The sequence below is a fragment of the Muribaculum sp. genome, from assembly GCF_029051885.1.
GTDB lineage: Bacteria > Bacteroidota > Bacteroidia > Bacteroidales > Muribaculaceae > Muribaculum.
The window spans coordinates 1-25,084 of sequence record NZ_JAIDKI010000239.1 but is presented as its reverse complement, the minus strand read 5'-3'; the positions used below and the strand labels follow the sequence as shown (position 1 = coordinate 25,084).

Annotated in this window: 12 protein-coding genes and 1 tRNA gene; 9 read left to right on the top strand and 4 right to left on the bottom strand. The window is 52.8% G+C overall.

Going from position 1 to position 25,084, the window contains the following annotated elements:
* Positions 1 to 258 precede the first annotated feature (258 nt).
* Positions 259 to 831 carry an FKBP-type peptidyl-prolyl cis-trans isomerase gene (locus K2I50_RS09845; protein WP_301026155.1) on the top strand — a complete coding sequence of 191 codons (573 nt, stop codon included), beginning with the start codon at positions 259 to 261 and terminating at the stop codon, positions 829 to 831.
* Positions 832 to 944: 113 nt separating this feature from the next.
* Entirely contained in the window at positions 945 to 1,634 is a 690-nt protein-coding gene (locus K2I50_RS09840; protein ID WP_301026153.1) for an SIR2 family NAD-dependent protein deacylase, read from the top strand.
* A gap of 309 nt (positions 1,635 to 1,943) precedes the next feature.
* Here K2I50_RS09840 and K2I50_RS09835 read toward each other — a convergent pair.
* A tRNA-Ala gene (locus K2I50_RS09835) sits at positions 1,944 to 2,017 on the bottom strand.
* Positions 2,018 to 2,168: 151 nt separating this feature from the next.
* The gene (locus tag K2I50_RS09830; RefSeq protein WP_301026152.1) at positions 2,169 to 3,707 is read right to left on the bottom strand and encodes an arylsulfatase; all 1,539 of its coding nucleotides are present in this window, start codon (positions 3,705 to 3,707) and stop codon (positions 2,169 to 2,171) included.
* An 83-nt stretch (positions 3,708 to 3,790) separates the two neighbouring features.
* Here K2I50_RS09830 and mutS point away from each other — a divergent pair, with 83 nt between their 5' ends.
* The gene (gene mutS, locus K2I50_RS09825; RefSeq protein WP_301026150.1) at positions 3,791 to 6,406 is read left to right on the top strand and encodes a DNA mismatch repair protein MutS; all 2,616 of its coding nucleotides are present in this window, start codon (positions 3,791 to 3,793) and stop codon (positions 6,404 to 6,406) included.
* Between the two features lie 174 nt (positions 6,407 to 6,580).
* Here mutS and secD read toward each other — a convergent pair whose 3' ends face one another.
* Positions 6,581 to 9,463 (bottom strand): protein translocase subunit SecD, encoded by a 2,883-nt coding sequence (gene secD, locus K2I50_RS09820; RefSeq protein WP_301026149.1) that lies wholly within the window; start codon positions 9,461 to 9,463, stop codon positions 6,581 to 6,583.
* A 507-nt stretch (positions 9,464 to 9,970) separates the two neighbouring features.
* On the opposite strand from secD, the gene metK reads away from it, so the two are divergent.
* Positions 9,971 to 11,257, top strand: a complete 1,287-nt coding sequence (metK, locus tag K2I50_RS09815) for a methionine adenosyltransferase (RefSeq protein ID WP_301026148.1) — start codon at positions 9,971 to 9,973, stop codon at positions 11,255 to 11,257.
* 302 nt (positions 11,258 to 11,559) lie between these two features.
* Here the strand turns inward: metK and K2I50_RS09810 are convergent, their stop codons facing one another.
* On the bottom strand, positions 11,560 to 14,829 hold the full coding sequence (locus tag K2I50_RS09810; RefSeq protein WP_301026146.1) for a helix-turn-helix domain-containing protein: 3,270 nt from the start codon (positions 14,827 to 14,829) through the stop codon (positions 11,560 to 11,562).
* A 477-nt stretch (positions 14,830 to 15,306) separates the two neighbouring features.
* Between K2I50_RS09810 and K2I50_RS09805 the strand changes: the two genes are divergently transcribed.
* From K2I50_RS09805 to K2I50_RS09785, 5 genes are read left to right on the top strand one after another with little or no spacing between them, the layout of a single operon-like run.
* A complete protein-coding gene (locus K2I50_RS09805) occupies positions 15,307 to 16,203 on the top strand; it encodes a hypothetical protein (RefSeq protein WP_301026145.1) in 897 nt (298 codons plus the stop codon).
* A gap of 18 nt (positions 16,204 to 16,221) precedes the next feature.
* Positions 16,222 to 17,976, top strand: coding sequence for a hypothetical protein (locus K2I50_RS09800; protein WP_301026144.1), 1,755 nt, complete (start codon positions 16,222 to 16,224; stop codon positions 17,974 to 17,976).
* A gap of 22 nt (positions 17,977 to 17,998) precedes the next feature.
* The gene (locus K2I50_RS09795; protein ID WP_301026143.1) at positions 17,999 to 21,220 is read left to right on the top strand and encodes a SusC/RagA family TonB-linked outer membrane protein; all 3,222 of its coding nucleotides are present in this window, start codon (positions 17,999 to 18,001) and stop codon (positions 21,218 to 21,220) included.
* Between the two features lie 19 nt (positions 21,221 to 21,239).
* The gene (locus K2I50_RS09790) at positions 21,240 to 23,159 is read left to right on the top strand and encodes a RagB/SusD family nutrient uptake outer membrane protein (protein ID WP_301026142.1); all 1,920 of its coding nucleotides are present in this window, start codon (positions 21,240 to 21,242) and stop codon (positions 23,157 to 23,159) included.
* A 24-nt stretch (positions 23,160 to 23,183) separates the two neighbouring features.
* A complete protein-coding gene (locus K2I50_RS09785; RefSeq protein WP_301026140.1) occupies positions 23,184 to 24,833 on the top strand; it encodes a DUF5123 domain-containing protein in 1,650 nt (549 codons plus the stop codon).
* The last annotated feature ends 251 nt before the right edge of the window (positions 24,834 to 25,084 follow it).

Here is a 25,084-nt window from a genome sequence, read left to right as displayed (position 1 = left end):
ACAACCGGTAATTTTATAATTCCTCAATCTCTTGCTGAATTTGAAATAAATGCAAAAATATATCAACGATGTTAAACAAATTACCTCCAGTCGGTCAATCGCCGGCATCTTTCCGCCTGCTCTTCGGTCGTTATGGAACCCCATAACTCCCTCATCACAAGCGAAAATCTGCTCGACGAATGACCGCCCTGACGGTAACATTTATTATTAAACAAGCTCTTAATTACCCGATAAATCAATATTCAACAAAATATAATTATGGAAAAAATCGAACCCGGAAAATACGTGGAGATGGTATATGACCTCTCTGTAGTTACACCCGAAGGTGAAGAACTTGTACACAAAGTAGAGCCCGACAGCCCCGAGCGCATCGTGTTCGGAGTAACCAAGGGCGTAATCGTTCCCCTCGAAAAGGCAATCGAAGGTCTTAAGAAAGGCGATACATTTGATGTGAAGGTAAGTGCGGCCGAAGGCTTCGGTCCTCACGATCCTGAGCAGGTGGCCCATCTTGACAAGTCGATTTTTGAGGTCGAGGGAAAATTTGACGATGAATATGTAATCGTAGGCAACTATATCCCTATGATGACTGCCGAGGGATACCGTATCAACGGAAAAGTGCTTGAAATCACCGATAAAGAGGTGGTGATGGACTTCAACCATCCCCTCGCCGGCAAGGATGTGCGCTTCCAGGGCACTATTGCCGAAGTGCGCGAGGCTACTCCTGAAGAGCTCCACCCGGCCCATGGTGGTTGCGGAGGCTGCTCAGGCTGCGGTTCCGACGAAGGCGGCGAGTGTGGCTGCAACGACGGCAGCTGCGGTGGTTGCCACTGATTACTGCTCTAATATACACGGTTGAGGCCGACAAGCGCGATAGATACAACGTATCGGCCTTGTTGGCCTCGACTGCTTTTTTTGATTGCAACAATACGGAAATGTCAAATATCATGAAGCCAAAACTTGTCATATCGACCGGTGCCGGCATGAGTGCCGAGAGTGGAATCTCCACCTTCCGCGATGCCGGCGGTCTTTGGGAGAAATATCCCGTAATGCAGGTGGCGAGCGCCGACGGCTACGCCGCAAATCCTGCTCTTGTACATGAATTTTACAATCAGCGTCGCCATGATTTGCTCAAGGCTGAGCCCAACGTCGGGCATCTCGGGCTGGTAGATCTCGAGCAGTGGTACGATGTTTATGTCATCACTCAGAATGTCGACGACCTCCACGAGCGCGCCGGAAGCAAAAATGTGCTTCATCTCCACGGCGAGCTTATGAAGGTGCGCGCCATTGATGATGAGACAAAAGTATATACCCTTCATCCTGAGGCGCTCGATACTACTCCCGATACCATCATCGACGGGCACCATGTGCGACCCCACATTGTATTTTTTCAGGAAGCTGTGCCCAACATCGAACCGGCCATACGGCTCGTGGGCGAGGCTGATGTGTTTGTCGTGATAGGCACGTCGCTCAACGTCTATCCTGCGGCCGGTCTCCTCAATTACGTGCGTCCCGGCACCCCGGTGTACTATATCGACCCGCATCCCGCATCGGTTCCGGCAGGTGTCACAGTCCTTCCGTTGCCGGCCACACAGGGCGTAGCGCGTCTCGCCACCATACTGAAGCCCTCCGATTAATCCCAATAAATTTTTCGGTCGACCCTCAAACCTGGTTGAATTTATATATGATACAAACTCCTCTCAAAAATAAAGTAAATTTAAAACCGGTTATTAATAGCTAATGTCACTATTCCGCAGATTGTCAGCTCTCTGTCCTGCCGATTCTGCGGAATAGTAATGCATTGCTTGTGTGTCATATACTGTATCTTGAATTTTTTAATCGAATTTTTTACCATGCGCCCGAATTACTCTATCTCCATCATATGCGATTTATGGGCATGTGTAATAAAAAAAGCGAACTCAGATTTTACTCTGAATTCGCTTTCGTGGAGTATAGCGGACTCGAACCGCTCACCTCGACACTGCCAGTGTCGCGCTCTAGCCAGATGAGCTAATACCCCGATGCGCTTTTGCGATGCAAAGGTAAAATATTATTTTATTATTTGCAAGACTTGGCGCTGTTTTTTTTGTGATTGTTTGTTGAAATAAGCAGGTTTTTCAGATGCGATACTGAATTCTCCCCGGGATTATGCATTTTTCTCAGGCAGTAGGTCAAGGGATGGTGACGGAGAAATGGGGGTTGGGAGTATGCTGCGCACGGATTATCTCTGTCATGCGGTCTACTATGTCGGGATGTTGGGCCGCGACATCATTGTCCTCATGGATATCAGTGGCAAGGTCATAGAGATAAGGTTCTCCTTTCTTTACAACCATCTTCCAGTTGCCCATACGGAGGCCTATCTGGTCGGTCTCGTCAAATTCCCAGTACAGGAATTCATGGTCAGCCTGTCCGTCGAGACCCATTAATGTGGGCGCGAATGATATGCCGTCGAAATAGTCGGTGCTTTTTTCTTTGTTGGCATATCTTTCAGTATAATTTTCAATGCCGATGAGGTCGCAGAATGTGGGCATTATATCGTAGAACGCGCATTGATGGTCGGTGGTGCTTCCGGCCTGTATCTTACCGGGCCAGCGTGCGATGAACGGTACGCGTATGCCACCTTCGTAACACTGGCGCTTGAGTCCGCGCAACTGTCCGTCGCGGCCAAAGAATTCCGGGTCGGCTCCACCCTCCTCATGGGGTCCGTTGTCGCTTGTGAATATTACAAGAGTGTTATCGTCAAAGCCTTTCTCTTTGAGTTTTGCGAGCACCTCGCCTACGTAATGGTCGAGGCGTGTAATCATTCCGGCAAACTGTGCGTGGGTATGTACCGACGGGTTGTATCGAGAGCCTTCCTGTCCGCCCCAGGTCTTGTCTTCGAAAAACTGACGCTGATAGTCGATGAGTATGGAGTCGCCGGGCTGTGCCAGTTCGGCGTGGGGCAGTGTGTAGGTAAGTATGCCGAAGAATGGCCGGCCGGCTTCCTGACGGTCGAGCCAGTCCATGGCCTCACGGTGTATCATGTCGGCAGAGTATTGTGTACGCTTGAAATAATCGTCGCCATACATGGGGTAGGGGATATTCTCTTCCATCGTTACGCGCACGACCGCAGTGTCGCCCTTGGCGGGGTTATAGCGGTTGAGGAAATTGGGATAGTACAGATGGGCCTGAAACTGGCAGATGTAGCCGTAGAATTCATCGATGCCTCGTTTGTCGGGAGTTGACACGGAGCCTTCGTATCCGCCTGCCCACTTGCCGAACATGCCGGTCGTATAGCCGTTGTCCTTCATTATTTCGGGCAGGATAATGTGTCCGGGGTCATACGGATGTTGTCCTACAACAGTGTATTCATCGTTGTCGCCGTATTTCATCATCGGCACATCGCGCCAGTATTCCTTGTTGCCCCTGACCTCACAGTGGCCGGAGTGCTGTCCGGTCATGAACGAGGCGCGCGACGGAGCGCTTACCGGACTTCCGGCATAGGCCTGTGTGAAGCGCATGCCTTCGGATGCCATATTGTCGATATGAGGCGTGCGTATGTATTTCTGGCCATAGCAGCCTAAGTCGCCATATCCCATGTCATCACACATTATGTATATGATATTAGGCTTGTCGGAGGTCGGAGTTTCGTTTTTCTGTGCCCATACCGGTAGGGCTGTGGCGCACAGTCCAATCAGGACTGTGCCTTCTAATGATTGAAAAATTCGCATAATGGCAAATTTACTGTTTTTTCTCTGAATTTGCACGTACGGCGCTAAAATCGTAACTTTACATAATAAACAGATGAAAATAAATGGCTAAAAAAATAGTTGAAACGCCCCTTATGAGGCAGTATGTCGAGATGAAAGGTAAGCATCCCGATGCGATACTGCTCTTCAGGGTTGGTGACTTCTATGAGACATTTTCCGACGATGCAATAGTTGCATCCGAGATTCTCGGCATTACGCTGACACGCCGAGCCAACGGTACCGCCCAGTATGTGGAGCTTGCGGGATTTCCCCACCATGCTCTTGACAGCTATCTGCCTAAACTCGTCCGCGCCGGAAAGCGTGTGGCGATATGCGAGCAGCTTGAGGACCCGAAACTGACAAAGAAACTTGTAAAACGCGGCATTACCGAGCTGGTGACTCCGGGTGTGGCTGTGAGCGATACTGTGCTCAACCACCGGGAGAATAATTTCGTTGCAGCCGTACATTTCACACGTTCGGCAGCAATCGGTGTGGCGTTTCTCGATATATCTACCGGCGAGTTCTTCGCCGCAGAGGGCGATGCCGACTATGTCGACAAACTGATTAATAACTTCGCTCCGAAAGAGGTTCTTGTCGAGCGCGGCAACCGGCGTATGCTTGAAGAGAAATTCTCAGGCAAGTTGCTCAGCTTTGAGCTTGACGACTGGATATTTACCGATGATGCCGCCGGCGATCGTCTCCTTAAGCAATTTGCCACATCCTCGCTGAAAGGATTTGGCGTGCACGGTATGCATGCGGCTATAGTGGCTGCCGGGGCCATACTCCATTATCTCGACATCACCAATCATACCCAGACAGGGCATATTACCAAACTTATCCGGGTAGAGGAGGGTACATATGTGAGGCTTGACAAGTTTACCGTGCGTAATCTCGAACTTGTTGAGCCACTGTGCGAGGATGGCCGCAGTCTGCTGCAGGTGCTTGACCGCACAGTCACTCCGATGGGTGCCCGCCTGATGCGTCGCTGGCTGCTCTTCCCCCTTACCGATGTCAAGGCTATCAACGCGCGTCTGGATATGGTGGAGGGCTTCATGCGTTATCCCGACGAGCGCTCTCTCCTGAAAGAGGGTCTGGAGCAGGCGGGAGATATGGAGCGTGTGATTTCCAAAGTTGCTGTAGGCAGGGTATCTCCCCGCGAACTGGTGCAGCTTCGCGACGCATTGCGTGCCGTGGCACCGATTAAGGCCATGTGCATGCAGTCGGCCACTACCGCGCTGCGCTCGATAGGCGAGCAGCTCAACCCGTGTGAGTGTATCCGCGACCGTATCGCCCGTGAGATTGTCGATGACGCTCCCGCCGCTCTCAATCGCGGTGTGGTGGTGCGCCCCGGCGTCGATGCCGAGCTCGACGAGCTGCGCGAGATAGCCTATCAGGGTAAGGATTACCTGATGAAGGTGCAGCAGCGCGAAATCGAAGCCACAGGCATACCGAGCCTTAAGATTGGATACAATAATGTGTTCGGCTATTATATCGAGGTCACAAACACCCATAAGGCAAAGGTGCCTCAGGAGTGGATAAGAAAGCAGACGCTCGTAAACGCTGAGCGCTATATAACTCAGGAACTGAAGGACTATGAGGAGAAGATACTCGGGGCACAGGACCGTATAGCCATCATCGAGACACGTATCTTTACCGATCTTGTGGCGGCTGTGGCCGAGTATATACCGGCCATACAGCTTGACGCACATATGCTGGCGCGGCTCGATGTGCTTGCCGCGTTTACCCGTGTGGCTCTCGAAAACCATTATAACAGGCCTGTGGTCGACGACTCGCTTGTGATAGAGCTCAACGAAGCGCGCCATCCCGTCATCGAGAAGCAGCTTCCGGCTGATGAACCATATATATCCAACAGCGTAAACCTGTCGAATGACGCTACGCAGATAATGATGATTACCGGTCCCAACATGTCGGGTAAGTCGGCGCTGTTGCGCCAGACAGCACTGAATGTGATAATGGCACAGACCGGATGTTTTGTGGCCGCGGAGTCAGCACGTATTGGGCTTGTCGACAAGGTATTCACCCGCGTGGGAGCGAGCGACAATATATCGCTTGGCGAGTCGACATTCATGGTGGAGATGAACGAGGCAGCCTCGATACTCAACAACATGAGCGAGCGTTCGCTGATACTGTTTGACGAGCTCGGCCGCGGTACCTCCACTTATGACGGTATATCTATAGCTTGGGCTATTGTAGAGCATATACATGAGTATGCGGGTATGCGCCCCAAGACGCTTTTCGCCACACACTATCACGAACTCAACGACATGGAGGCATTGTATGCCCGTATCGCAAATTATAATGTATCGGTAAAGGATATAGGCGGTAAGGTCGTGTTTCTGCGAAAACTCCAGCGCGGCGGTTCCGAACACAGTTTCGGCATCCATGTGGCACGTCTGGCCGGCATGCCTAAGTCGATAGTAGAGCGTGCCACGCAGGTGCTTCATCAGCTTGAGGCCTCCAACCGGCGCGACGATATCGGCAAGGATATTACAGCTCCTGCCGTGGAGGGTGGCATGCAGCTGTCGTTTTTCCAGCTCGACGACCCTGTGCTGTCGCAGATACGCGATGAAATACTCACTCTTGATATCAACAACCTGACCCCGATGGCGGCTCTCAACAAGCTGCATGATATCCGTTCGATAATCACCGGCAAGGCGTGATGGCCTTAGAAACTTGAATTTAAACAGTTTCTTAACGGCAGGATGCTATTCCCGGCCGTCGGGATGTACGATCATGTCGCTTCTTAAATGACTAATATATAAAATCCTATATACAAATCGCCCCGACCGAAACGGCCGGGGCGATTCTATTTAATTATGGCTGTGTTTGCAGATTTACTTCTTGGCTGCACGACGCTTGTCGGTGAGATAAGCTACGGGAGCTGCGATGTAGATTGTCGACAGCGTACCGGTAATCACACCGAAGAGCATTGCGAATGTGAAGCTGCGGATAGCCTCGCCACCGAGGATGAAGATACAAAGGAGCACGAGTACGGTTGAAGCCGATGTCATGATTGTACGTCCGAGAGTCGAGTTGAGCGACTTGTTGATGGTGGTGAAGAAGTCCTGCTTGGGATAGAGACCTACGTTCTCGCGCACACGGTCAAATACCACCACGGTATCGTTGATCTGATATCCGATTACGGTAAGAATAGCGGCTATGAACGACTGGTCGATTTCCATTGAGAAGGGAAGTACGCCCCAGAAGAGGGTGTAGAATCCGATTACAGTGAATGCGGTGAATGCAACGGCTGCAAGGGCGCCTACCGAGAAGGCCACATTGTGGAATCGGAGCAGGATGTAGAGGAACATCGCGATGAGCGAGAGCACTACGGCAATGTAGGCGTTCTTCTTCATGTCGGCTGCGATGGTAGGACCTACCTTCTGCGACTGCTGTATACCTATGTTCTCGTTGGTTGTAGAGAAGTCCTCGAGGGTCATGCCGCCGAGTTCGCTCTGCAGGCCTTTGTAGAGAATATCGGTAATCTCCTTGTCTACGCCGTCAGTCTCCTCGTTGATTTTGTAGTTGGTTGAGATACGCACCTTTGTGTCGTTGTCGATGGTGATTACCGACAGCGATGCATCGGGGAACATGGGGGCGAGCTTCTGCTGAAGATCGGTAGTCTTGACAGGATGGTCAAACTGTACGATATAGTTGCGTCCGCCAGAGAAGTCGATACCCTGGTTGAGTCCGCGGGCGAAGAGCGATATTACAACGATTACAATGAATGCAAGCGCTACCATGAACGATACCTTGCGTCCGCCGAGGAAGTTGAAGTTTACATTTTCAAGTTTGCCTCGCGAGAGGGGAGTGGTGAAGGTAAGGTTGAGGAAAGGCTTGGTCTTGCCGAATGCCACGAATACCAGACGGGTAAGGAACACTGCTGTGAAGAATGAGCAGACGATACCGATGATAAGTGTGGTGGCGAAGCCCTTGATGGGACCTGTACCGTAGAGGAGCAGGATTACAGCTGTGATAATCGAAGTGAGGTTGGAGTCGAAGATGGCGGAGAATGCGTTGGCATAACCGTCGGCGATAGCCTGATGGATGTTCTTTCCGGCGCGGAGCTCTTCCTTGGCACGCTCGAAGATAAGCACGTTGGCGTCAACAGCCATACCCAGGGCGAGCACGATACCGGCGATACCGGAGAGGGTAAGCACAGCCTGGAACGAGGCGAGGATGCCGAATGTAAAGAAGAGGTTGCAGATAAGGCCGATGTTGGCGATGAGGCCGGGGATTACACCGTAGAATGCCATCATGAACACCATGAGGAGCACGAGGGCTATTGCAAACGAGAGGAATCCGTCGTGGATTGCCTGCTTGCCGAGTGACGGGCCGATAACGGTGTCGCTTACGATATCAACCTTAGCTGCCATTTTACCCGACTTGAGCACGTTGGCAAGGTCCTTTGCGTCGTCGACAGAGAAGTTGCCGGTAATCTGAGAGCGTCCGCCCTCGATTACGCTGTTGATGCGCGGAGCAGAGTATACGGCTTCGTCGAGCACGATAGCCACGGGCTTGCCGAGGTTGTTCTGTGTGACGCGTGCCCACTGCTTTGCGCCCTCGCTGTTCATCTCCATGCTTACGTAGTTGCCCTGCATGTTGTCGAAGTCGCTTGTGGCGTTGGTCACTACGTCTCCGCCAAGGGCAGGCTTGCCGTTATTGCTCTTGAGAGCGATGAGCTGGTAGATGTCAGCCTTGCGTGTAGTGTTGGTTACGGTGTCGGTATATGTCACCTCCTGGGGCTTCACCTCCCAGCGGAGTTTCAGGTTGGAGGGGAGGATGCGGGCAGCGGTGGCTGTAGCGAGAATCGAGTCGATAACCTCGCGGTGGGCCTGTGTGGCCATACCGATGTAGGGTGTGCCTGCATAGCCCTGACCGTCAAAGTAGCCGAAGAATGTTTTGGCTACGCCTGTGCTGTCGGCGCGGAGGGCATTCTCGAGGGCCATAAGCTGGCTCTGTATGTCCTCGAGGTTGTATACTTCGTAGAACTCGAGATTGGCCGATGCCTTAAGCAGGTCGCGTACGCGGTCATGCTCCTTTACGCCCGGAAGTTCAAGGAGAATCTGACCGTCCTTTTCAAGTTCCTGGATGTTGGGGGCAACCACGCCAAACTGGTCGATACGGTTGCGGAGCACGTTGGTAGAGGAATTCACGCGGTCCTTTACCTCCTGCTTTACGGTAGCTTCCACCTGGTCGGCGCTTTCACCGCGCTTTGCCACGTTCTTGAATACTACGGCCATGTCGGCGCCCGGCTCCATCTCCTTGTACTGCTTGAAGAATGCAGCAACATAGTCGCTGGTCTTGGTGCGCTTCACTACCGAGTCGGTGGCGGCAAGTACGCGGTTGAATGTCTTGTTGTCGTCGGCATTGGCGATAGAGCGCAGAATGTCGGGCACGCTTACCTGGAGGATTACGTTCATACCTCCTTTCAGGTCGAGGCCAAGGCCTACGCCCATCTTCTGTACCTGATTGAATGTATAGCCGAATACCGGATACACCTTCTCTTTTCCGATTGAGTCGATGTAGTTCTTGTAAGCCTTTGTGTAAGCCTCGGAATTGGCATCGCCATTGGCGATTGCCAGCGCGTACTCCTGGCCTTTCTTCTCATAGCGGTTTGTGACCCACGTAAATGAGAGATAGAACAGACACACGAGCACGAGGAAGATTGCTATTACACCGGAAATGGCGCTTCCGGTCGTACCTTTGCTTTGCATGTGTTGGTTAAGATGATATGATTAAAGTAGTTAATATGATTCCGCTTTTATCTGAACGCCGGCATGATGTGTGATGCATCCGGGTGGCACGCAGAGTGTCTGCGAAAAAACGCCGTCAGATTTCCCGCTTTTTCAAAACTTGAAATTTAACGCTATTTTTCAGCGTGCAAATATAGCGTTTTTTTCTCATAATATGTTATATGAGTTGTTTAAAATGTCATTTTGTTGGTCTCTCTCAATAAAATTATTGTTCCGGATGACTGTAATTATGAATAAAAGATGTAACTTTGCGCCACGATATCAATCCGGGTGGACAAATTTGGCTGCTTGCAACCACCGAAAAAAATGCTAAAACCGCTTGTACTCATGCAGGAAAGTTGCATGAATGTTACGACAGAGGTTGTTAATGCATATTTCACTCCGCTCCGGCTTGAATCCTACGCCGGTGACGGAGATTTTTTTTACCCTTCCGTCGTATTTTTGCAAATCAACATATTTTCTGAATATATGGACATTAATCATTATCTCTTCACATCCGAATCGGTGTCCGAGGGTCATCCCGACAAGGTTGCCGACCAGATCAGCGACGCCGTTCTCGACGAATTCCTTGCCCAGGACCCTGAGTCGAAAGTGGCATGTGAGACTCTTGTCACCACGGGCCAGGTGGTAATAGCCGGAGAAGTCAATTCCGAGGCTTACATCGACCTGCAGGCAGTAGCCCGCAAGGTGATTACCGATATAGGCTACGACCGCAGCGAACTCCGCTTCGACGGCAACGCGTGCGGCATCCTGTCGGCTCTCCATGAGCAGAGCGCCGACATCAACCGCGGAGTAGACCGCGAGATAAAGGAAGACCAGGGTGCCGGCGACCAGGGCATGATGTTTGGCTTCGCTATTGACGAGACTCCCGACTATATGCCTCTGCCGCTGTACCTCAGCCATATTCTCCTTGTAGAGCTGGCTAAAATACGTCGCGAAGGGCGCGAGATGACCTATCTGCGTCCTGACGCCAAGAGCCAGGTGACTGTCGAGTATGACACTCAGAATCAGCCTGTGCGTATCCACACTATTGTGGTGTCGACGCAGCACGATGAGTTTATTCCCGCCGAAGATACTGCCTCGCAGGCCGAGGCCGACCGACTGATGCTCGACAAGATACGCACCGATGTGCGCGATATACTTCTGCCGCGCGTGAAGGCCGTGCTTCCCGAGAGTATCCGTGCGCTTTTTGACGAAACTCTTATACTCCATGTCAATCCGACCGGCAAGTTTGTAATCGGAGGCCCGCATGGCGACACCGGTCTTACCGGACGCAAGATTGTGGTTGACACCTATGGCGGCCGTGGCGCACATGGCGGCGGCGCATTCTCCGGCAAAGACCCCTCCAAGGTCGACCGTTCGGCCGCATATGCCGCACGCCACATCGCAAAGAATCTCGTGGCCGCCGGCGTGGCGCGCGAGGCGCTTGTGCAGGTGGCGTATGCTATCGGCGTGGCGCAGCCGGTAAGTCTGTATGTAAATACACGCGGCACTGCCAATGTAGCCATGAGCGACGCGGAGATTTCTGCGAAAGTAAGCTCACTTTTCGATATGCGTCCGCATGCTATCGAGCAGCGTCTCAAGCTACGCAACCCGATATATCAGATGACAGCTGCCTACGGCCATGTAGGACGCCGCCCGGAGACTGTCACCTGGCACAGCAAATGCAATCCTGCCCTCACACGCGAGGTAGAACTCTTTACCTGGGAGAAACTCGACCGCGTCGACGACATGCGTGCGGCTTTCGGGTTGTAATCCCACGGCGATTCATCCGGCGGTAATGTATCCGTCAGGATAAGTAAGCCGTAAAAATTATTACGTATATGAATACTTTTAAAACTTTATATTTCAGGCGGAGTCTTTTTGCCGCTTTTCCCTCTCTTCGTCAGTCATGTAGCTCGCTACACTCCTTCCTCATTGAGGAAAAATCAAACAAAAATCCTCTCGCCGGAAATATAAGATAATTTTTACGACTTACTTATGCAGTATAAATCAAGGCCATCATAGCGTTTCATGCTCTATGATGGCCTTGATTTATACTGGGGTATGGAGATGTGTTATGCCTTGTTGTCGGCCGACTGGTTCTGGCTGCGGAATTCCGACGGAGTCATGCCGGTCTCTTTTTTGAAGCATTTTGTGAAATACTTAGGGTCGGAGAATCCGACAGCAAATGCAATCTGAGAGAAGCTCATGCGGCTGTTGGCGATAAGCTCCTGGGCTCGCTGCAGTCGAAGACGGCGCAGGAAATCGCTCGGCGACATGCCTACAAGGGCCTTTATCTTACCGTAGAATACGGTGCGGCCCATGTTGACAGCCTCGGCCAGCTCCTCTATCTTGAGATTTTCGTCGCCGATGCGTGTGTCGAGGAATTTCAGCAGGCGCTGCATCATCTCCTGGTCTTCGTCGATGATGGTGGGAGATTCGAGCCTGTAGTCAGGTGCCTGTGGTGCCGGCGCCGGAGGCTCTTGCGGATTTCTGGCGCGTGCCTCCTCGGCTTCGCGTGCGGCCTGTGCCCTCACTGCCTGTTCGTGCATCACGCGGGTTATTTCCTCGAGAGTGCGCCGCTGCTGCTCATTGATTTCCGACATGCGCACATTGTCGCGCCGCTGCATGTATACGAGTACGGCCGCTGCGGCCACGGCGAGGATTATAAGCAGTATCACTACGGTGCCACGCCACGATTCCCAGAATGACGGCTCGACGTTCAGGCTGATTTTGCGTGTATTGTTCACCCAGTGTCCCGAGCTGTTTGTGCTACGCAGATACAGGGTGTGATGACCCGGGGAGAGGCGGTTGAATTTTAATTTACCTTCGCTGCCGAGATTGTGCCATAATGTGTCGCCGTCGAGCCTGTAGGCATAGCGCAGGCTTCCGGTATCGGCATAGTCAAGCGCGGCAAACTCCACGGTAATATTACGTTCGTTGCCTGCTACGGTTATTTCCGAGGGGTTTAGTTCGGTTCCGACGTCAGTGCCGTGGAGCACACGTGTGACTATTATCGTTGGAGTCTCTAAGCCGGGTATCTTCTTGTCGGGGGAGAAGAATGCCGGTCCGTTCAGCGCTCCGGTCCACAGATTCTGTCCGTCATATACCGGAAGCGCTTCGGTAAACTCTGCGTTGTCGGTGTGGCTGAGTGTGCGGTCGGCTCCGGTCGACGGATTGTATGCCACGATGTCGGACTCGCGTACTATGTATATACGCCCGTCGGGAGTCTCGCCGAGTGCAAGCACATTGTTGATGCACGACGATGTGGCGGGCATTGCTATAGGTTTGAGCTTCAGATTGTCTTTAAGCAGAGTTTTTTCCGCTACAATCTGTACCCCCTCCATTGTTGCTACATATATACGGCCTTTCTTGGCAGAAAGAATCTGCATCACATTGGGCGTGAGCAGCGACGACGGGTCGGTTTCCGAGTGGATAGTGCGGAAAAACTGCATCGAGGGCGCGTCGTCGCTATTTCCGTCGACTGTAAGGAAGCCTTCGGTAGTCGAAAGAAACATAACCCCGTCGGGGCCTTCCTCCACGCGTCTCACACGGTTGAATCCGTCGGCGGGATATCCGTTCATATCATTGCCCCGGTGGATAAACCGGTATCCTCCTGTGGAGTCGCGTCTCACCATGTGCACACCGGCTCCATATGTGGCCAGCCATATCCTTCCGCGGCTGTCCTCCACCACCTGGTATATGCTGTCGCAGCCTACCGAATAGGGGTCGGCGGTGCGTTGGTAGTTTGTGATTTTTCCTTGCGGGTCGATTGTGTATAAGCCGTTGCCTTTGGTGCCTATCCATGTAGTGCCCTTTGAGTCGGTAAGTATCGAATATATGCGGTAGGCGAAAGGCTGTGGCGATTGCGATATCTTTGCTTTTGGAGTGCCGTCGGGGGCTGTTGTCTGTGTCAGATATCCTTTGAGCTTTCCGTCGTGGTCGAACCATCCTATTATGCCTGTGGCTGTTCCGGCGAGCAATGTCCCGTCATCATTTACGGTAAGTGCCCTTACCTCCTCGTTGCGTTCAAGCGGGATTGTGTTGATGCTTCGGCGTCCGAATGTCACACAGGTAAGGTCGTGCGCGCCACTGAGCCAGAGGTTCGACTGGTTGTCGATGAAGTATCGCTCGATTGATGGGATGGCCGAGTAGTTGAGCTGTGGCGATACCAGTGGCAGTGGCTTTACCTTGCCGCTGTATTCGCTGAAATATCCGAAGGGGCGGTTGCGAGGTGCGAGCCAAACCGTGCCGGTAGGGTCTTCAAGCCACAATGGTCTGCGCGACACCGTTACTGGTGTCATGCTCTCTTCGGTGTCGATATATCTTGCGGTGCTGCTCCCCGGCTCGGTGAGCAGTATCTTTCCACCTTCTGCAAATGCCCATATGCGCGACTTTGTGTCGACGTACAGGTCGGTGATTTTCTCACCTCCCGGCGATGCAATTATGCTCCATCGGTTGGCGGGGATGTCGTAAATGGCTATCCCCGATGATGTTGCCGCCATTATGCGGTTGTCGTCAAGCCGTCGTCCGGCGCTTACTCCGGGACGCCCCGGCACGGCAGCGATTGCTGTGAGCTTCCCGGCATTGTATACGTATGCCCGACCGTCGGTGGTAAGGAAATAATCTTTTCCGCCGAGTTCGACCGGCTCCATGAATACACCGTCGGCATGGATGTCGGTGCCATATAGGCTGATACCGGTGTCGGTGAATATCCATTCAAGCCCCGACGGGGTGCTTTTCACCGTTGTTATGTGGTGTGCGCCGATAGAGGCCATATGGGTTGTGTCCCATATCTCCATCAAGGCCGTGTCGGATGGCGCTTTGGCGTTAAGTCTGATTGTCGGCTTGCCTCTCGAGCCTATCATCCATATCCCCTCGGGCGCTACTGATATGGCCCTGCAATGATATTCGCCGCCTGTCTTCATGGCGATATCGTCGCTCACTGCTACAAATTTTCCGGATGCGATGTCGAGGTAGTAGGGGAGCTCGCCATACAGATGCATCCACAGGCGCCCGTGGGTGTCGGGCCATATGGCGGTGATGCGGTTGGTGGGGAGAGTGCCGTTGCGTTCACCCGAACGATAGCTTATGAAATTCTTGCCGTCGAAATTAGACAGTCCGCCCCATGTCGACACCCAAATGAGGTCGCTGGAATCTTGCGCGATACGGGATACATTGTGCGACGGCAACCCGTCGGACGTGCGATAGGTGCGCACTCTGCAATAAGGTTGCGCTGATACATTAATATACAGTATCGCTGCGGCTATGAGCATTATTGCTGTGGCAATCGAGCGTTGTGCCCGGCATATGTATGTGTCTTTTTCTGTCACTGCTATGTTCATGGCTGCGTAAAAGATGTGAATAAATTATTAGCCCTGCAATTCGTAAAATACTAATTGCAAAGTAACAAAATCGGCTGATGATTTGCAAATATCACTAAATAAAAATAAATACATTATAAAGGGGGTGAGAGGCCGGCGGTGTCAATATTTCTACCTTGATGATTATTTCACAAGCTCTTATGATAGCCTTATTCACACTCATTATGGTATTTGTCGGTAATTAAAGCATATATTATGTTAAAAAGTTAAAACACTGCCCGGGAGTGTCTTCTGTCGGGAGAATATATTAAATTTACGCCCAATACGTCAAAAATTCACCCCGACTTACTTTTTTATTTCGGAATTTTGCACAGGTGATTTAAGCCTCTGCCCGATTCTGCGGCATTGACTTATGTTGCCTGAGTCATGGCTGATACCTTGGCTTAAGTGTGCAAATATCCATAAAAAGTAATCTAAACCAAATAAACCAATAATATCATGATCAAATCACTCTCAAAGCTCATGATTGGGTGTGCCGTAACTCTTACGGCGTGCTCGCAGGGTGTTGATGATGCAGCCTCTGACCTCGGTCTGGGCGATGCGTCTGTGCCCGGCCAGGGAGCCACAGTGACAATGGCGCTTTCACGTGCCGCCGCGTCTGAGTTTATCCAGGCCGGGATTCAGAAGTTTACGGTCTATGTCTACAAGGTAGAGCGTCGTGGGTCAACACTCTTTATGGAGAAGGAGTTTGATGTCAGCAATCCGCGTGTCGACTTCGAATTCCCTCTGGGAGAAACCTACCAGACTTTTGCGGTGGCCAATGCGAGCGGTGTTACCGACAAGGAAGCCTGCGAGACAGCCATGATACATCTCGACCCGAAGGGCGGAAGCGATGTATGGCTGACAAGTCCGGTACGCTTCTCCACCGACAAATCGGTGGCTGAGGTATCTCTTGAAATGCGACGTGTGGTGTCGAAGCTGATATTCGCCGCCGCCGAAAACGACACCCCCGAAGGTGAGGCGCTCCTTGCCTCGCAGACCGACTTCGACCGCATCGACGTTACATTCAAGAATGTGGCTGACGCGTATCTGGTAAGCAAGATGCAGGCACAGCTTTCAGAGGTGACTGTGTCGGTCGACGCAGCATCGAAGTATGGTGCTACCATATACACCTTCGAGACCCGCAATACCGGTGTCAACGGTGCGTTGAGCCTCAGCTATATGAAGGCCGGCGTGCAGGTCAACACCTCTGCGAGCGACCTCGATGTAAACTCTCCCTACACATCCGGAGCGGCATACACATTGAAAGTACCGGTGACCGACATCAACTATATGGCTGACGAGTGGGCACGCTCTGCGATGTCGCCGCTTACCGTCACTATTTCAGACCTTTAATCAACCGACACCATCGATATGAAACGATATATCAACTGCGGCATAGCCATGCTGGCGATAGCCGCCGCTTCCGTGACTGTATCATGCAGCAAGGAGGAAGCCTACGACACGGCGGTGATGCGCGACTTGCAGATGACTCTTGACGGTGAGCCGTGGAGTCCTTACTACGGTACCGACAACAAAGTCGACCCGACCAACAACAACCGCCCTATATTCGTATATCTCACCGACGGCTCTTACTATCGCAACATGCAGTCGTCCTACCGCTTCTCGCTTGAGAGCGGAGAGTACCTCGTGCTCGCCACCAACCAGTCGACATATCTCAATCCGCCGACTTCGCTCAACGATCAGGTAATAGAGCAGGACCCGGAGACTCGCAAGACATTTGCCGTTTCCGCTCCGGTAGTGTATAGCGCAGGCAGTCCGATGACACTTGAGCTGAAGACCCGTACAGGTATGCTGCGTCTGCGCTCTACCGACGTGAAGTCCGACAAGAGCTATGCCGCCATACGCACGGTCATCACTACTCCTGTCACAGCCTACCATGTAGGACGCGCCGAGGTTGTGCTCGGAGAGTCCTACGAACTCGTGCGTGAGAAGGACACTTCATCGGGTGGTGTCGGATTTACCGAGGATGCAATGATTCTCGGCTCCGATCAGCCGCTTGACATACGCCTCGACTATCTCGACAATGCCGGCGAGGTTGTGAAGACCCGCACTCTCGAGGGTGTCGATCCCATCAAGGTGGCACCCAACGATACTACGGTAGTCGAGTTCATGCTCAACAACCCCGACGAGCGCGTCACCATCAATTACAACATCGTGCTTGGCCCCAACCGCTGGACAGAGTCTACCCTCTATCCCTCGACAGAGGTTAAGGTGCCCGAGGGCTACACATATGTTGCTCCCGGCGAGTCAATCGACGATGTAATCAAGGCCCAGGCTGCCGACCCTTCAGTCGACGAGATACGCATATTCCTGAAAGCATCGGCTTCATATAAGATTGGCGGCACATCGACCAACACCCTTACCAAGTCGATTTCGATTCTCGGTCAGACTCCCGGTTACGGTCAGTCGGAGGCAGTCGTTACGGTCAACTCGTTCACAATGAGCGGCACATTCGACCGTGTTCATTTCGAGAATATCGAATTCTCCGGACTCTCGGCCCGTCTGTTCAATATCAACCGCAATACATTTACCCTGCAGGAGGTATCTCTGGTCAACTGCCGATTCCCCAACCGCTGGAACCAGGGTATCATATGGAATCAGGTAGCCGCTACCGACCGCAGCCAGATTGTACATAAATTCCGTATGGAAAGGTGTACCATCACCAACTTTGTGGCCGGAAGCAATCCGCTCTTCAATCTCCCGGCGGCACGTGTCGAACCAATCTACAACTGGGAGTTCACCGACTGTCTGTTCCATGGCAATTTCGGCAGCTCGATATTCTTCATGAAGGGTCTCGACAAGACCGACGGACCTGTGACAATGAAGTTCGACGGATGTAAGTTCCTTGACACTCGCGGCGGCAACTTTACCCTGTGCAATGTATCGCCCGGCACGACTACCGCTACCGTCACCATTACCGACTGTCTTGTCGGCAGCTCGAAGAACGGTGCAGGCACATGGATGGTAACCAACTCCAACGCTACCGTCAATGCTTCAGGCAATACCCGCGCCAAGGGCTATACTATGAAAGCCTATGGCTTTACCCCCGAGCCCGACGAAGCCGCAATGACATTCGACGAAATCATCTCGAGCCTTAACCTCTAACCCCCCCATAGGAAACACAGTTATGAAGAACAAGATAATCCTTACACTTCTCATGCTCCTGGCCTGCACGGCCGGAGCATGGGCTCAGACTGCCACCGTCACCGGTACTGTCAACGACCCCGACGGCCCTGTAATCGGTGCTACCGTGCAGGTAAAAGGCACAACCATAGCTACAGCCACCGACTTCGACGGCAACTTCACTCTCTCGGGAGTAAATCCCGAAAAAGCGGTGCTGGAAGTACGCTCGGTAGGCTACAACCCCAAAGAGGTTGCTCTTAAAGGGCGCACCACCGGCATAGATATCCTCCTTGAGACCAACTCGACCCTTATGGACGAGGTTGTGGTAATCGGTTACGGTACCCAGAAGCGAGGCAACCTTACCGGCTCCATGGCTTCGGTCGATGCCAAGGCCATCGAGCGCATGCCGGTAGCCAACGTCGGCGAGGCTATCGTAGGCCGTATGCCCGGTGTGCAGGTTACTACCGCCGACGGTTCGCCCGACGCCGAGATTACCGTGCGTGTGCGTGGCGGCGGCTCGCTTACCCAGAGCAACGAGCCCCTCGTGCTTATCGACGGTTTCGAAGGCTCGCTCAATGATGTGCCCGCTACCGATGTCGAGGACATCCAGGTGCTTAAGGATGCCGCATCGACAGCTATCTATGGTGCGCGAGGCGCCAACGGCGTTGTGCTCGTCACCACCAAGAAAGCCAACAAAGGCAAGGTACAGGTGTCGGTAAACGCATATGTGAAGACTGCTGAACTCTCCAACAAAATCGACGTGCTAAAACCCTACGACTTCGTATGGGCCAACTACGAGCGCATCCGCCCCAAAGGCGCAAGTGCCGGCAACGGCTATGCAGCCAACTTCGGCCAGCCCTATGAAATGTATATCTACCAGGGCGAGGAAGGCTATGACTGGCAGGACATCATCTTCGGCACACATCCCGTGTCGTGGTCGCTCGACGCCAGCATCAACGGCGGTAATGACAAGTTCAAGTACAAACTATCCTACATGCATCAGGACCAGCCGTCGGTGATGCCCGATAACGGCCTCGTGCAGAACAACGCCAACCTCAACCTCAACTACAAGCCTTTCAAGTGGCTCGGTATCGAGTGGCGCACACGCTATATGGACAAGACACTCTCGGGCCGCGGCACCGAGGGTATATCACTCCTTACAGCTCTCCAGGAGCAGCCTACCAACGGACTCCAGGACTATACATCCGTACCCGACAACTCGGAAATCGTCGATGACGATACTTTCGTTGAATACTTCCATTACGATCCCCTCGAGACAAACCGCCGTTACTACCGTCGCCGCAAGTCGCGCCTCATCAACCTCGGCGGTGCACTTACCTGGACATTCAAGAAGGGCCTTACCCTGCGCAATGAATTCTACTACGAATATTTCCGCGAAAGCGACCGCCAGTTCAACGCCGCCAACTCCAACAGCAACTCAAAGACTGTAGGTCCCAACCTTACCGACCAGCTTAAGGGTCGCCACAAATGGCAGATGACCAACGTGCTCAACTGGAACTTCGACCTTGGCGCCAATGACTTCCAGCTCATGGCCGGACAGGAAATGAAGAGCCAGCAAGAGAATACCAACAAGGATTATGTAGGCTACCTGCGCGGCGCTCTGTTCGGACTTGCCACCGACGAGGAGGTCAACGCCAACATCGCTTTTGCCAACCGTCATCTCGGTGAGCTCCTGAGCCACACCTGGACTCATCCGTCCGACATCAGGATTCTCTCTTGGTTCGGTCGAGTCAACTACTCTTACGACGACCGTTACCTCGCCACCGTAACTCTCCGTGCCGACGGTTCCTCAAAGTTTGCCCGCGGCAACCGCTGGGGCTTCTTCCCCGCTGCGGCTCTCGCATGGCGTCTCTCCAACGAGCGCTTCCTCAAAAACTACCAGTGGCTCTCCAATCTCAAGCTGCGTCTGTCGTTCGGTATGTCGGGTAACGACCGTATCGACTCCGACCTCTACATCAAGCTCTATAAGGAGGGCGACGCATCAAAGGCTTCAGGCCTTCTCCCTTCCGGAAAATATTACGAATTCCAGAGCAAATACCCCGTCAACCCCAACGTAAAGTGGGAGACTACAATCACCCGCAACGTCGGTCTTGACTTCGGTATGTTCAACGGACGTCTCGACGGTACTGTAGATGTCTACTGGAATACTACCAAGGACCTCCTGCTCGCCACACAGATTCCCGGCGATACAGGCTTCACTCAGATGATGACCAACATCGGCCAGACATCCAACCGCGGTGTCGAGCTCAACCTCAACGGATTCATTCTCGAGGGACGCGACTACTCTCTTAGCGCCAGCTTCAACATCGGCTTCAACAATGGTAAGATTGACAAACTTTCGGAAGGCGAGGAGTCATTCTATACCACCGCTCCCAAAGTCGATGTCAACGACGACGTGTTCTGGTATCGTGTAGGCCAGAAGATGGGCCAGATTTACGGCTATGTCAACGACGGCTTCTATACCGTTGATGATTTCACCTTCGACTCCGAGGCCAACACCTATACCCTCAAGCCCGGTGTTATCGACTGCTCGCTGCTCGCCGGCAACCTTGCTCCCGGTTCGCCCAAATTCAAGAAGACTGCCAAAGTCGATCCCGACGACCCCAATGCCAATGTGCTTACCGCCGACGACCGCCAGTTTATCGGCAACACATCTCCGAAGATTTCGGGCGGATTCGGTCTCAACGCCACTTTCAAGGGATTTGACCTCGCTGCGTTCTTCAACTTCATGACAGGGTTCGACGTAATCAACCTCAACAAAATCAACATGAGCCTCATGCCGTCGAGCACAGGTGCCTACCGCAACCTCTCGGCTGAATTCTCGGGCATGTGGCACCGCTACGACGAGATGGGCAACGATATGTACCGCAACCCCGAGCTGATGGCCTACTACAACCGCAACGCCACTATGTGGAATCCCGCCAACATGACCAAGTCGTTCATCTCGACCTATGGCGTTGAGGATGGTTCGTTCATGCGTCTCCAGACTCTTACTCTCGGATACTCGCTCCCCAAGTCGCTGCTGCGCCATCTGCACATGTCGAAGTGCCGTTTCTATGCCACCGGCTACAACCTCTTCACCATCACCAATTACTCCGGCTATGATCCTGAGGTAAATATCGGCCAGGGCACTTCGCCTAACATCGACTACAACATGTATCCCCGTTCGCGTACCTACACATTCGGTGTGCAGCTCGCATTCTAATCTCATCTAATTCACAGTCATGAAACTCAATATATTCCGCTATATAGCTCTCGGCGCGATAGCCGTGTCGCTCTCAGCCTGCGAGGACTTCCTCGATGTAAGTCCCGACTCGTCGATTACCAACGAGGACATATTCTCATCGGAGGACGAGACAAAGGCGATGCTCAACACCATCTACACAAAGCTCACCGCCAACGACCTCTACGGTCTTGCCTGGCCCTACACTTTCAACACCAACACCGATGTCGAGATGAAGGCAAACGGCAACCAGAACTCCACCTCGGGCAACGGTGACGAAGTAAACTGCTTTGACATGCGCGCCCTCTGGGGTTCGCTCGAAAAGACATGGAATGCAGCCTATGAGGCCGTCAACTACTGCAACGACTTTGTGGAGAACATGGAGCAGTCGCCGCTCTTCTCGGCCGAGGTCAACGGCACTCCTTCGATGATGCAGCAGATGTATGGCGAGGTCAAGTGTCTGCGCGCAATGCTCTATCTCGACCTTATCCGCACATGGGGCGATGTCCCTTACCGCACTGAGTCGACCAAGGTGGGTATCGACTTCTACGGAGAGGGTGTCACCGACCGCAATGTGATTCTTACCAATCTCATCAACGACCTTATCGGTGTGGAGAATCTTATGCTCCCCGCAGCCGACATTACCGAAGGTGTGGAACGCGCCTCTCGTGAGTATTGCCAGGCGCTTATCGGTCAGCTCTGCCTCTATCGCGGCGGATATGCCCTGCGCCCCGGCGGCTCGACAGGTGTCATGACCCGCGCCGACGATTATCTCGACTACTACCGTACGGCAAAGACATATCTCGGCAAGGTGATTTCTGAAAACCGCCATTCGCTCGACCGCGAGAGCTTTGCCGAGATGTGGGCACGCGAATGCCGCTGGCAGGTGCTCCGCGACGGTGATATCATATTTGAGGTGCCGATGATGAAGGACGGCAATGGTTCTTACGGCTACAACGTAGGTGTGACTATCGGCTACAACGAGGATCGTCCCGGCCATCAGTTCGGACAGGCTACCAACCGTATCAACTTCTGTGGTCTCTATCCCTTCACCTTCGATCAGCGCGACCTGCGTCTCGATGTCACCTGCGTTCCCTACAAGTACGACGAGGACCTCAACCAGGAGGCCGACTTCGGCAAGAGCTGTGTGTCGGGCTGGAATATCGGCAAGTGGAATAAGATGAAGATGGACCTTGACAATATGATGTCGGGTATAGCCGGTTCTACCGGCATCAACGCCGTGCGTATGCGTTATGCCGACGTGCTCCTGATGTATGCCGAGGTTGAGAATGAACTCAACGGCCCCACTGCTGACGCCAAGGAGGCGCTCAAGAAGGTGCGCCGCCGTGCTTTCGACAGCTCGCTCTATGGCGAGATGGTCGAGACATATGTCGAGGGTCTTGCCGGCCGCGACGCATTCTTCAAGGCCATCATGGACGAGCGCGCATGGGAATTCGGCGGTGAAGGCATCCGCAAGTATGACCTCGCACGCTGGAACAAATATTCCGAAACTCTGATATACCTTTATAATAAGCTCACCGACTGGGGCAAGCGTGCCAACGGTATCGGTACACGCGACGATGTGCGCGACGTAATCTACATGCGCAAGAGCACCGACGATGCCGGACGCACAACCCTTGAGTTCCGTGGCTTCAAGGAGTACGGAGAGGATGTTGATCACCCCGCATCAGAGGGATGGCGCGACCAGCAGGACTATGCCAAGAACTGGTGGACCCGCAATGCCGAGACCGGCGACTATGAGTTGCATGCCGATGTGAAGTGGAGTTTCCGCGGATACATTAATTATAATAATGCCTCAGGAGTCACTGCCGATATCCCTGTACGTTATCTTTGTCCTTATCCCAGCCGTATCATCACTACCCACAAGGGAAGCATACAGCAGCAGTACGGTTATCGTTAATTTTCACCTTTCATGCTCAGACTTATGAAATTCAATATATTCCGTTTTGCAGCCATGGCGGCGATTGCGCTCGCTTTCACTGCCTGCGACGACGATGACAAGTTTACCTCGCGAGGCGACCTGTTCCAGCCCCGCTTCGCCACAAGCCCCGAAGTCACCGTCAAGAACCACAACGATATGACGCTTGTATGGTACAAGGTCAACGCCGCTGTCGGCTATACCGTACAGCTTTTCGAAGACAGCTACTATCAGCGCCTGTTCATGGAGCTGGAGACCACCGACCCATATGTGACAATCGAGGATATACCTTACTCGACCACATTCTATGTGAGAGTGCGCTCCAATGCGGCCAACCCTGCCAACAATTCCCAGTGGGCCCGTTGCAACTTCTCTACCGAAGCGCGTCCCGACTACGAGCAGATTCTTATGGGTGTGTCAAAAACTGAAATCGGCGACAACGACGCTATAATCCGCTGGCGTGTCGACGCTGCCAATCCCGTCGACAGTTTCTCGGTAGTTCCGGCCATTTCATCCGATATACCTTCCGTAACCCGTTACGTCACATCCGAGGAGAAGCAGACAGGCGAGATACACGTTACCGGCCTTACACCCTCCACTCTGTATACAGTCAATGTATATGACACCTCCAAGCCGCGTAAATACGACAAGCCCTACAATGCCGTATCGCTCCGTACCACCGGTCCTGCCCCTGCCACTGTAGAGGTAGAGCCTACCGACGACCTCTCGGCCATGCTGATTGCCGCCAACGACGATCCCGAGACTCCCGAAGGCACCGTATACGATCTCCTCGCCGGTACTACATATACCATCACTCCCTTTGCCATCAAGAAGGGCTTCGTGCTGCATGGCCCTGCTACCGGCGACCGCCCGGTAATCGTCATGAACGGCACATGGAGTACTGCCGCCAACGCCAACATCGCTTCATTCTCGTTTGAGAACGTTGAACTCCGCAATCAGGCCGACAACCAGTACTTCTTCAACTCCGGAAATCCCTACGAGCTGGAGACTGCATCGTTTACCAACTGTGTCTTCCGTTATATACGTCGTGGCTTCTGGCGTCATCAGGGTGCAAGTACCAAGCACATTTCTAATATCGAAATCGACAACTGCTGGTTTGACCAGTGCGGATGGCAGAGCGGTACTTACGGTACATTCGCATTCGGCTCAGGCAACAAGGGTGAGATCGGCACCTACGACCAGATTGACAATCTGACCATACGCAACACCACATTCTCGCGTGGCGGCTACAAGCAGGATACACGCTTCGGCTGGGGCAATCTTGTCAATCACTCTCAGTCGTCCCATCCGATAAATCTCATCATAGAGAATGTCACATTCTACGACTTCTGCATCAACCAGCGTCTTATCGACATTACCAACACCGAGCGCTCCACAGTCACTGTGCGCAATACTGTGATTGCCTCCGACATGGGTGAGCTGCTCTCGCTTGGCTCCGGCACACGCACTACATTCTCCAACAACTACGCTACTACCGACTACCGCCTTGGTGGCTCTCAGATTCGTGCCACAAGCGTAGGAGCGGCTGCAGCCGACCTGTTTGTGAATCCCGACGGCGGCGACCTTACCGTGAAGGACCACTCGTCGCTGATATTCATCAACGAGGCTGGCGACCCGCGCTGGCTCGTCGACTGATTGGCGTGGAGCCGGTGTAGATTTCAACGGCTCTTATGAATATACTTACTCGCCGTATCGGATATTTCCGGTACGGCGAGTTTTGTTATCCGGCAGGTAACACTCATTAAGTAAGTCGTAAAAATTATTACGTATATGAATACTTTTAAAACTTTATATTTCAGGCGGAGCCTTTTTGCCGCTTTTCCCTCTCTTCGTCAGTCATGTAGCTCGCTACACTCCTTCCTCATTGAGGAAAAATCAAACAAAAA